General features: G+C 67.7%; 12 protein-coding genes. 3 read left to right on the forward strand and 9 right to left on the reverse strand.

Going from position 1 to position 10,646, the window contains the following annotated elements; all coding sequences use genetic code 11:
* The 8 genes from cobA to X803_RS0114835 all read right to left on the reverse strand — a co-directional run.
* On the reverse strand, positions 1–1,046 hold a 1,046-nt coding region (gene cobA, locus X803_RS20370), incomplete at its 3' end, for a uroporphyrinogen-III C-methyltransferase (protein WP_035779255.1).
* Positions 1,043–1,864 (reverse strand): ABC transporter permease, encoded by an 822-nt coding sequence (locus tag X803_RS20375; protein ID WP_051470791.1) that lies wholly within the window; start codon positions 1,862–1,864, stop codon positions 1,043–1,045. The genes cobA and X803_RS20375, both read right to left, overlap by 4 nt.
* 4 nt (positions 1,865–1,868) lie before the next feature.
* On the reverse strand, positions 1,869–2,579 hold the full coding sequence (locus X803_RS0114810) for an ABC transporter ATP-binding protein (RefSeq protein ID WP_026545736.1): 711 nt from the start codon (positions 2,577–2,579) through the stop codon (positions 1,869–1,871).
* Between the two features lie 39 nt (positions 2,580–2,618).
* Complete coding sequence (locus X803_RS0114815; protein ID WP_026545737.1) at positions 2,619–4,010, reverse strand: sulfate adenylyltransferase subunit 1; 1,392 nt, start codon at positions 4,008–4,010, stop codon at positions 2,619–2,621.
* Positions 4,010–4,930 carry a sulfate adenylyltransferase subunit CysD gene (gene cysD / locus X803_RS0114820; protein WP_026545738.1) on the reverse strand — a complete coding sequence of 307 codons (921 nt, stop codon included), beginning with the start codon at positions 4,928–4,930 and terminating at the stop codon, positions 4,010–4,012. The genes X803_RS0114815 and cysD overlap by 1 nt, the downstream gene beginning before the upstream one ends.
* 248 nt (positions 4,931–5,178) lie before the next feature.
* Positions 5,179–5,925 carry a phosphoadenylyl-sulfate reductase gene (locus X803_RS0114825; protein WP_026545739.1) on the reverse strand — a complete coding sequence of 249 codons (747 nt, stop codon included), beginning with the start codon at positions 5,923–5,925 and terminating at the stop codon, positions 5,179–5,181.
* Positions 5,922–7,658 (reverse strand): nitrite/sulfite reductase, encoded by a 1,737-nt coding sequence (locus tag X803_RS0114830; RefSeq protein ID WP_026545740.1) that lies wholly within the window; start codon positions 7,656–7,658, stop codon positions 5,922–5,924. Before X803_RS0114830 ends, X803_RS0114825 begins: the two co-directional genes overlap by 4 nt.
* Positions 7,659–7,787: 129 nt before the next feature.
* Positions 7,788–8,537, reverse strand: coding sequence for a sirohydrochlorin chelatase (locus X803_RS0114835; protein ID WP_035779293.1), 750 nt, complete (start codon positions 8,535–8,537; stop codon positions 7,788–7,790).
* 62 nt (positions 8,538–8,599) lie between these two features.
* On the opposite strand from X803_RS0114835, the gene X803_RS20380 reads away from it, so the two are divergent.
* Genes X803_RS20380 through X803_RS0114850 form a run of 3 tightly spaced genes read left to right on the forward strand, consistent with a single transcriptional unit; the run spans position 8,600 to position 10,161 of the window.
* On the forward strand, positions 8,600–9,238 hold the full coding sequence (locus tag X803_RS20380; protein WP_051470792.1) for a trimeric intracellular cation channel family protein: 639 nt from the start codon (positions 8,600–8,602) through the stop codon (positions 9,236–9,238).
* 36 nt (positions 9,239–9,274) lie between these two features.
* Positions 9,275–9,697 (forward strand): hypothetical protein, encoded by a 423-nt coding sequence (locus X803_RS0114845; RefSeq protein WP_026545742.1) that lies wholly within the window; start codon positions 9,275–9,277, stop codon positions 9,695–9,697.
* Complete coding sequence (locus X803_RS0114850; RefSeq protein WP_026545743.1) at positions 9,694–10,161, forward strand: HIT family protein; 468 nt, start codon at positions 9,694–9,696, stop codon at positions 10,159–10,161. The genes X803_RS0114845 and X803_RS0114850 overlap by 4 nt, the downstream gene beginning before the upstream one ends.
* Before the next feature lie 130 nt (positions 10,162–10,291).
* Here X803_RS0114850 and X803_RS20385 read toward each other — a convergent pair.
* Positions 10,292–10,646: endonuclease domain-containing protein (locus X803_RS20385; protein WP_035779257.1), on the reverse strand; the 355-nt coding region annotated here is incomplete at its 5' end.

Genomic DNA, 10,646 nt, shown 5'->3' on the forward strand with positions numbered 1-10,646 from the left:
CTGCCGCTCCGGCCGCCGCTGATCAGCGAGGCGGCGGAGGACCGCAGGAGTGACACTCCCATGAGGAGGATCAGCGTGTGGTCGTTGCCCGGCGGGATGTGCCCGGCCTGCTGCCGGATGTCCTCGTGCCCGGTGATGACGCTGAAGCCCTTCGCCACTCCCCGGTGCGTAACCGGGATTCCTGCAGCCGCCGGCACCGAGATGGCGGAGGTGACGCCGGGAACCACTTCGACGGCGATGCCGTGGTCGCGGCAGTAGGCTTCCTCTTCTCCACCGCGGCCGAGGACGTAGGGGTCGCCGCCCTTCAGCCGGACCACCCGGTGTCCGAGCAGCGCCTGCTCGACGAGGATGCGGTTGATCTCGTCCTGCGGCACCGGGTGGTGGCCCGGGAGTTTGCCGACCTCGATCACCTGGACGTCCGCGGACAGCCCGGCGAGCAGGGAGCGCGGTCCCAGCCTGTCAGCAACGACGACGTCGGCCTGCGCCAGGAGCCGGCGCCCGCGGACGGTCAGAAGGCCGGCGTCGGCCGGTCCGCCACCCACCAGGGCGACAGTCCCGATGGCGTCTTCCGGCGACCGGCGGTGCCGCCGCAGCGGCAGTTCACCGGATTCCAGGGCGGCGGCAACGCCGTCGCGCAGGGCGGCCGCGCGTTTCGGGTCACCGTCCGTATTGACCGCCACCGTGACATCGTCGATCCGCGCGACGGCGGGAACCCAGGCGGCGGAGGCTGCCGAGTCGCCGCCCTTGACGCACCAGATGCGCAGCTCCTCGGCTTCGGCGGCGATCCGGTCCTGCACCTCGGCGGAGCCGGAGTGGGCGAGGACCAGCCACGCGCCGTCGAGGTCCGCGGAGCCGTACTCGCGCTGCTGCCAGTCCACGAGGCCGGCGGCAGCGGCCTCGGTGATGTCCTCACAGGCGTAGGTGGCCACGACCGTGACCAGGGCGCCGTCGTCGAGCAGTGCCTGCAGCCGACGTGCGGCGACGGGACCGCCGCCGACCACCAGGACGCGGCGGCCGCGGAGCTGAAGTCCAAGCGGATAGGTCATTGTGAGCCTCCAACCAGCAGGCCGCGGCGGCGCAGCAGGCGGCGTTCAAGCGGTCCGAAGACCAGCACTTCGATGACGACGCCGACCACCAGGATCAGCAGGATGGTGGCCATCACGCCGCCGATGTCGTCGAGCTCGCGTCCGCGCTGCAGCAGGGTTCCCAGGCCGAGGCCGAGTTCCTGTCCGCCGGCGATGATCTCGGACGCCATCAGCGCACGCCAGCAGAACGCCCACCCCTGCCGGAGGCCGGAGATGTAGGCGGGGAGCGCCGCCGGAAGCACGATGTGCAGGGCGGTGTCCCAGGTGCGCGCGCCGAGCACCCGGCCCACCTTGCGGTGCAGCGGCTGGATCTGGTCGACGCCGGCGAGCAGTCCGTTGACGATGGCCGGCACAGCGCCGGTCAGCACCACGAAGTACACGGTGGCGTCGGTGACGCCGAAGAAGAGGATGGCCACCGGAACCCAGGCCACGGTGGGCAGCGTGAGCAGGAAGGTCATGTAGGGCGCGACGGCGGCGCGCAGCCACGTCGAGGAGGACAGCACCAGCGCCAGGACGGTGCCCACGAGTACCGACAGGAGGAATCCAGGCACGCCGCGGCTCAGGCTGGTGGCGATGCCCTGAATGACTTCGCCCGAGGCCCACAACCGGCCCAGCGCCTCAAAGAGGGCTGCGGGTCCGGTGCCGCCGCTGACGGATGACGCCACGCTCCACAGGCTGAGGACCACCACCAGGGTGGCCAGCGGCGCGAGCATCAGCAGGACGCGGCGGGTCCGGGATTCGGCGGCGGGGGCGGTCGCGACCCTGCGGGCGGTCTTCACTGGTTCAGCTAACTGCGGCAAGGCCGTGCACCTCCCGGTGGAGTACGTCCCGGATGGTTTCGGCCAGCGCGGCGCCGGCCACTGCATCATGGCGCTGCGTTTCCGAGACCTGCCACTCACCGGCGATGCCGCCCTGGTCCGAAGCCAGCAGGATGACGCGCTGGCCGAGCCGGATGGCCTCCCGGACGTTGTGCGTGACCAGGACGATGGTCCGCCCGGTGGCACGCCAGATGTCCTCGAGTTCGTCGTGCAGGAAGTCCCGCGTGATGGAGTCCAGCGCGCTGAACGGCTCGTCCATCAGGAGGAGGCTGCGGTTCTGGGCAAGGGCGCGCGCCAGGGCGACCCGCTGCTGCATTCCGCCCGAGAGTTGGTGGACCAGCCGGTTGCCGGCGTCCGGGAGGCGGACGATGTTCAACAGCTCCTGCGTCCGCTGCGCACGGTTCTGCCGGGGCACGCCCGCGAACTTCAGCGCGAGCGAGATGTTTCCCGCTGCGCTGAGCCAGGGCAGCAGCGCCGATTCCTGGAACATCACCGCCGCCGGCGGCGCAAGGACGGTACCGCCGTCGGCGGAGTCGAGGCCGGCGATGATGTTGAGCAGGGTCGACTTGCCGGACCCTGATCCGCCCACCAGGCAGAGAAACTCGCCCTGGGAGATGGAGAGGTCCAGCCCCTGGAAGACCGGCGTGCTGCCAAAGTTCTTGGTCAGGTCGGCGATCTCGACGGTCGGTGTGCCATTCACGGCGCGCCGGGCTTTCTAGATGTCATAGCGTTCGTCCTCGCGGGCCGCCAGCTCAAGGTGGTCTGATTCCACCAGGCCTGCGGCCAGGGTGTTGCCGTCGGAGGGGTCGATGACCAGGAACGCTCCGGTACGGCGGAAGTTGACGTAGTTGTCCACGGGCAGCGCTGCTGCGAGCCGGATGTGGACCGTCCCGATGTCATTGAGCCCAAGGCCCGACGCCGGCTGATCGGCGAACGTGGCGAGGTCCAGTTTGTTGATGACCTGGCGAACCAGTCCCTGGACCGTCCTGCTGCCGTGCTTGATGAGGAGCCGTGAGCCCTCCTTCAGCGGCTTCGGCGAGAGCCAGCACAGGGCCGCGTAGAGGTCCTGCGTGGGCTGCGGAAGGCTGGCTGCCGGTCCGGCTTCGGCCAGCAAATCACCGCGCGCGATGTCGATGTCATCGGCAAGCCGCAGCACGACGGACTGCGGGGCGAAGGCCTCGTCCAGTTCCTGTCCAGCGAAGTCGATGCCGGTGACGGTGGTGACCCGGCCGGCCGGCTGGACCGTGACGGCGTCGCCCACCCGGATGGACCCGGCCGCGACCTGGCCGGCGTACCCGCGGTAGTCCCGGTAGGTGTCGGCGTCGAGCCCGGGAGCCACCGCGCCCTGCGGCCGGATGACGGTCTGCACCGGGAACCGGAACGCCTCGACGTCGGTTTCCAGGTCGGCGAGCGCCGGGAGCTGCTCCAGCGTCTCGAGCAGCGACGGTCCGCCGTACCAGGGGGTTTTCTCCGAGCGGTCCACCACGTTGTCGCCCTCGAGGGCGGACACCGGGATGACGGCCGGCTCATCGACCTTCAGCTCCCGCGCGGCCTGCTTGAGCTGCGCTTCCACGTCGCGGAACACGGCTTCGCTGTAGTCCACGAGGTCGATCTTGTTCACCGCGACGATGATATGCGCCACGCGCAGCAGCCGCGCCACCGCGAGGTGGCGGCGGGTCTGCTCCAGCACACCCTTGCGTGCGTCAATGAGTACGACGACGGCGTCCGCCGTGGAAGCGCCCGTCACCGTGTTCTTGGTGTACTGAACGTGCCCCGGAGTGTCCGCGAGGATGAAAGTGCGGTTGGCGGTGGCGAAGTAGCGGTAGGCGACGTCGATGGTGATGCCCTGTTCACGTTCGGCACGGAGGCCGTCGGTCAACAGTGCGAGGTCCAGGCCGCCACGTTCCCCGCCGAAACCGCGCTCCGCGGAGGTGCGGGCAACGGCGTCGAGCTGGTCTGCGAGGACAGACTTGCTGTCATGCAGGAGGCGGCCCACCAGGGTGGACTTGCCGTCGTCGACCGATCCGGCCGTGCAAAATCGAAACAGTGAACCGGAAGAGAGGTGGTCCATGTTTACTGCTGTCTCAACAGCGGTGGGGGTAGACATCAGAAGTAGCCGTCCTTTTTGCGGTCTTCCATGGCGGCTTCCGAGATCCGGTCGTCCGCGCGGGTGGCGCCGCGTTCGGTGAGTGTGCTGAGGGCGACTTCGCGGACCACTTCCGCGACGGTCGCCGCGTCGGATTCCACGGCTCCGGTACAGGACATGTCACCGACCGTGCGGTAGCGGACCGTGCGCGTCTCCACAGTTTCCTTCTCGGTGGGCTGCGAGACCTCGCCCACTGCCCGCCACATGCCGTCGCGGCGGAAGACCTCGCGCTGATGGGCGTAATACAGGCCGGGAAGCTCGATGTTCTCCCGCTCGATGTAGCGCCACACGTCCAGTTCGGTCCAGTTGCTGATGGGGAACGCGCGCACATGCTGGCCGACGGTGTGCCGGCCGTTGTACAGGTTCCACAGCTCAGGCCGCTGGTTGCGCGGATCCCACTGGCCGAACTCGTCACGCAGGCTCAGGATGCGTTCCTTGGCGCGGGCCTTGTCCTCATCGCGGCGGCCGCCGCCGAAGACGGCGTCGAACCGGTTGGCGTTGATGGTGTCCAGCAGCGGAACGGTCTGCAGCGGGTTCCGTGTCCCGTCAGCGCGTTCGCTCAGCTCGCCGCGGTCGATGTATTCCTGCACGGACCCGACCACCAGGCGGATCCCGAGACGCTCGACCGTGCGGTCGCGGAACTCGAGGACCTCGGGGAAGTTGTGGCCGGTATCCACGTGGAGCACCGGGAACGGGACCCTGCCGGGCCAGAACGCCTTGGTGGCAAGGTGCAGCATGACCACGGAGTCCTTGCCGCCGGAGAACAGCAGGGCGGGCCGCTCAAACTCGGCGACAACCTCCCGAATAATGTGAATGGCTTCGGACTCGAGGGCGTCCAAGCTGGAGAGCCGCTTCGCTACGACTCCACGCGGCTTAGACACGTCGCCTCGTTCCTCGGCGCCGCGATGCGCCGCTTCCGGAGTCGCAGCTTCGCGGCTCGCGGCAGCCGAGTCCGATGCCGCCCAGGGAGTGGCATCTAAGGTGTCAGCCGAGGGTCCCGACGCGAGCTTGCGAGCGGTGGGTAGGCTGCCACCGCTGTCGGAGCGGGACGCGGTGCTGCTTGCAGCATCGCCGTCCCGCGCAGGGGCGGAGCCGGCACCGCTGATGAGGAACGTATTAGTTGAACTGCTCATTGGTGGATTCCGCACTCTGTCTTCGCTAGGCCGGCCCAGCGGCCGGCTCTCGGGTCTTCTCCTGGGGCTACCGGACGGGTACACGGCTTGCAGCCGATCGAGGGGTAGCCGTTGGACAGGAGCATGTTGACGGGGACCTGGTGCTCGCCCGCGTAGTCGAGGAGCTCGTCGAAGCTCCAGGCTGCCAGCGGGTTGATCTTGACCAGGTTGTGCACCCGGTCCCAGGTGACCAGGGGCGTGTTGGTCCGGGTGGGCGCCTCGTCGCGGCGTACGCCGGTGAACCACACTTCGTAGCCGGCAAGGGCTTTCTTGAGCGGGTCCATCTTGCGGATGGCGCAGCACTGGGCGGGGTCCCGGCTGAACAGGTTCTTGCCGTACTGGGCGTCCTGTTCGGCGACAGTCAGTTCGGGCATCACGTCGACGATCGTGATGTCGAGCTGGTCAGCGACCTCGTTGCGGGTGATGTGTGTTTCGGTGAAGTGGTAGCCCGTTTCGAGGAAGAGCACGTCCACGCCGGGGAACTGCTGGGAGACCAGGTGCGGGAGGACGGCGTCGGCCATGGAGCAGGCGACGGCCGTCTGGGATAGGTCAAAGTTCCGGGCGACCCAGGCGATGACCTGCCCGGCGGGCGAGTCCCAACCCAGTTCCTCGGCGCCCCTGGCTGCGAGGGCCTTCAGCTCATCCTCGGTGCGGCGTGCGGGACGCGCGGTGTCTGAGACGACGTGTTCGGGTGACAGGCTCACTGCAGCACTCCTTCCTCGGCACGGTGCGCCCACTGGGCGAAGGTCTCGTTGTTGTGGCGGTCTTCGGCGTAGCGGCGCACAACGCGCTCAACGTAGTCAGGCAGGTTGTCCACGGTGACCTTGAGGCCGCGGACGGTGCGGCCGAGGCCGGCTTCACCGCGGTCCACGGTGGCCAGCCCGCCGCCGAGGTGCACCTGGAAGCCCGGGGTGGGGTCGCCGTCGGGCGTTGGAAGCATCATGCCCTTGAGGCCGATGTCCGCCGTCTGGATGCGGGCGCAGGAGTTGGGGCAGCCGTTGATGTGCAGGGCGATCGGCTGGGTGAGCGTGCCGTTGTCAACGAGGTCGGCGAGCCGGCGCTCCAGTTCCGCGATGGCCGTGGCCGCGGTGACCTTGGTTTCGACGATGGCGAGCTTGCAGAATTCGATGCCGGTGCACGCGATGGTGGAGCGGCGGAACAGGGACGGGCGGGCCGAGAGTCCGAGGGCTTCCAGTTCAGCGACCAGCGGTTCCACCTGGTCCTTGTCGACGTCGAGCACCACGAGTTTCTGGTGGGGGGTGGTCCGCAGCCGGGTTGAGCCGTGGGCTTCGAGGGTGTCGGCGAGCGAGGTGAGGATGGTGCCGGAGACGCGGCCCACCGTTGGAGAGACACCGATGAAGAACCGGCCGTCCTTCTGCTCGTGGATGCCGACGTGGTCTCCGGGCGTGCTGGGCCGGGGCGCCGCCGGGCCGTCGGGGAGTTCGAAGCCGAGGTACTCATCCTGGAGGACCTGACGGAATTTGGCTGTGCCCCAGTCGTTCAAGAGGAACTTCAGTCGGGCCTTGGTGCGCATGCGCCGGTAACCGTAGTCGCGGAAGATGCTGGTGACCCCGAGCCAGACTTCGGCGGCGACGTCCGGGGAGACGAAGACGCCGAGGCGTTCGGCCAGGCGGGGGTTGGTGGAGAGCCCGCCGCCCACCCACAGGTCATAACCGGCGCCGAGCTCGGGGTGGACCACGCCCACCAGGGCGAAGTCGTTGATCTCATGCACCACGTCCTGGCTGGGGTGGCCGGTGATGGCGGTCTTGTACTTGCGCGGGAGGTTGGCGAGCTCCGGATCGCCGATGAACCGTTCGCTCAGTTCGTGGATCAGCGGGGTGGGATCCAGGATCTCGTCCTTGGCGATGCCGGCCACGGGGGAACCGAGGATCACGCGGGGAACGTCGCCGCAGGCCTCGGTGGTGGAGAGCCCCACCGACTCGAGGCGGTTCCAGATTTCCGGCACGTCCTCGACCCGGATCCAGTGCAGCTGGATGTTCTGGCGGTCAGTGATGTCAGCGGAGTCCCGGGCAAATTCGGTGGAGATCTCGCCGATGACCCGCAGCTGCCCGGTGGTCAGCGCCCCGCCGTCGATGCGGACGCGGAGCATGAAGTACTTGTCTTCGAGTTCGTGCGGTTCCAGCGTGGCGGTCTTGCCGCCGTCGATACCCTGCCTGCGCTGGGTGTACAGGCCCCACCAGCGGAAGCGCCCGTGGAGGTCCGTGCCGTCAATCGAGTCGAAGCCGTTCTTCGCGTAGATCTGCTCGATCCGCTCGCGGACGTTGAGGCCGTTGTCCTCCTGCTTCCACGTTTCATTGGCGTTCAGGGGGGTGGTGCCGTCAACCTTCCACTGGCCGTGCGGTTTGGCGGCAGGCCTGGATGCGCGGGGCTTCCCTGCGGCTGCCGGGCTTGCTTCGGTTGCGACTGAACTCGTCATGTAACGACAGTAGGACCGGGGTCAGAGCCCCTTCAAAGGTTCGGCAACACCCGTTCACGTGGGGACACGGCGCGTCACAATGCTGTAAGGGTCTTGACAGCTTCCGCGTTCAATCGTGAAATGCGGGCGCTAGGGCCGGGCGCACACCGTGACAAGCTGCCGGCACGGCCGGCCGCAGTCCCTGGCGGGATCCGGCGCCTGAAGGCGTGCGGCGGCGTCGTCATACCGGGCGAGGGCAATCTCGGCGACAGCTGTCGAGGGAAGCAGCGGCGCACTCACCACTGAGGCGCCCGCCTTGGCCAGCTGGTCGTGGAAGTAACCGGGCGCCAGCAGGTAGGAGGCGATCGCCGCGGCTTCCCCTGCCTGGGCGACGGCCTCGGGAACGGACGGCCGCGCGCTCGCCCCGTACCCGACCACAATGTGCCCGGACCGCAACGCGGCCAGCTGCTTCGCAAGTTCTTCGACGTCAACGGACGCGCAGGCATCGGAGGAGCCGGCGGCGGCGAGGACGACGGCGTCTCCCGGACCCACTTCCGCCTCCTCCAGCCGCTGCTGCAGCAGGGCGGCAAGCCGCGGGTCGGGGCCCAGCGGGGCGGCAGCGTAGGTGTCCGGCCGGCTCTGCACCGCTTCGGCGATGTCCACCTTCACGTGGTAACCCACCGACAGCAGCAGCGGAACGATGACGGCGGGCCCGTCCGGCAGGGAATCCACCACCCCGGGAAGGTCCGGTTCCTGGACGTCAACGTAGGCTTCGCGGATGTCCAGCTCCGGGCGGAGTGCGCGCATCTCATCGCGCAGCCGGTTGACGGCCGCCTGTCCTTCGGCGCTGCTGGTGCCGTGTGAACACGCAATGAGCACAGGTGGCGTGGAAGTCTGCATGCTGGCCATTGAAGCACCCGCCTGCGACTATTGACAGTTGTGTGCCGTAACGAAAAGACCTCATGAACGCCGCGCTGATCCTCGACCTGTTCGGCGTTTTCTTTTTCGCCGTTTCCGGGTCGCTGCTGGCTGCACGCAAGGGGTTCGACCTAGTCGGCTCTCTTCTTCTGGCGTCCCTGGCGGCACTGGGCGGCGGTGTGGCACGCGACGTAATAATCGGCGTCGACCCGGTGGCCTTCACCAACCCGCTGTACCTCGCGCCGCCGGTGCTGGCCACCCTTCTGGTGTTCTTCCTCTTCTCGCGGCTCGAGAAGGTGTCCACGCTGCTCATGCTGTTCGACGCCGGCGGGTTGGCCCTGTTCTGCATTGTCGGTGCGCTGAAGGCGGTGGATGAGGGGTGGAATCCGGTGGCGGCGGTGCTGCTCGGGGTGACTACCGCCGTCGGGGGTGGACTGCTGCGCGACGTCGTCGCAAATGAGGTTCCCCAACTGTTCAATCCGGGAGACATTTATGCGCTGCCGGCCTTCCTCGGGGCGGCGCTCACAGTGGTGCTTGCGAAGCTGGACCTGTTCAACGTGGTCACCGGCATCGCCGTGGCTGCGCTGGTATTCCTCCTCCGGGTTCTTGCCTGGCGGGGCGGCTGGCACGCTCCCCTGGCCACCCGGGCACCGTGTCCTTCCGAGCCTCCCACGGCGGGATAGGATTGGGGGCATCCCCCAACCTCACCTGGAGCCACTGTGACCGAGCTGTTCCTGGATAAATTCCGCGCCCTCGTACCGGCCTACTTTGACGAGCCCTGGGTCCCGGAAGACGGACTCTCCGAAGCCGAGCTTGCAGAGCTGCGTGAGGGCCAGGATTTCCCGCTGCCTCTGGCCGTGCGCGAGTTCTACCTCGCCGTCGGCGCTTCCGAGGACCTCATGGAAGCCTTCCACTATGTGTGGGATCCGGACGAGCTGGAGATCGAAGACGGATTCCTGCTGTTCATGGAAGACGTGGATGAGAAGTTCGTCTGGGGCATCAAGGCGGATCAGCTGACCGTCCCCGATCCCATCGTGTGGCGGCGCAACAACGCCCGGGGGTCCTGGAAGAACGAGGAAGGAACGTTCAGCGAGTTCATGCTCGACATGTTCGACTGGGTGTTCGACGACGAGGCAGAATGACCTGGCACACCCACGCTCCCGCAGGGTACGAGTGCCCGTTCTGCGACCTGGCCTCAGGCGAATTACGGTTCGCCTCGAACCTGTGTGAGCCCGGTGACCTGATCTACTCGGATGACCTGGTCCTGGCCTTCATTGCCTCCCACGGGTTCGAGCCGAACCCCGGCCACGTGCTGGTGACCCCGCGGGACCACTACGAGCTGCTGTATGAACTGCCCGACGACGTCGCCGGCCGCATCATGACCGTCACCCGGGACATGGCGATCGCCATCAAGCGCGCCTGGAACCCGGACGGGGTCTCCACCCGCCAGCACAACGAGCCCGCCGGCAGCCAGCACGTCTGGCACTACCATCAGCACGTGCTCCCCCGCTGGCACGACGACGGTTTCTACTTCACGCCGAAGCGCCCCGTGGTTGATCCCGCCATCCGTGCCCGCAAGGCTGCTGAGCTCCGGGCCGAGCTCTAGCTGCGCATTGTCCCGGACTGCTCACTATTCCCGCCGTCCCCGGGCTGATTCCGGCATAGACCCCTCTGCGACCTGCGATTCTACTCGCGGTGCGGCGGCCGAAGCCGGAAAGTTGAGCAAACCGGAACGCCTACCGCCTCCGAGTCCTCGCAAGCACGGCCATCACCTGGGCCAGCACTTTTTCCTGATTGAACATGATGTCTTCATAGCCGAAGTGCAGGCTCGGATACCCCTGCTCAAGCGCCGCGTTGTCCCTCCTGCGGGCGCGGGTCCGCTCCTTCCGGCTGGAGTGGAAGGCATCTCCGTCAACCTCCACAATGAGAATTCCCTCGAGCAAAAAGTCGACTCTGCCGACGCCTCTGATAGGAACCTGTGTCTGTAAACGGATACCGGCGTCCCTGAACAACAGTCGGGCCACAACCTCAATGGGCGACTCGGCGCAACCTGTCACCCTATCGAGCGCGGCCCGCGCCTTCCCGTTGCGG

Source organism: Arthrobacter sp. 35/47, assembly GCF_000520475.1.
Classification (GTDB): Bacteria; Actinomycetota; Actinomycetes; order Actinomycetales; family Micrococcaceae; genus Arthrobacter_D; species Arthrobacter_D subterraneus.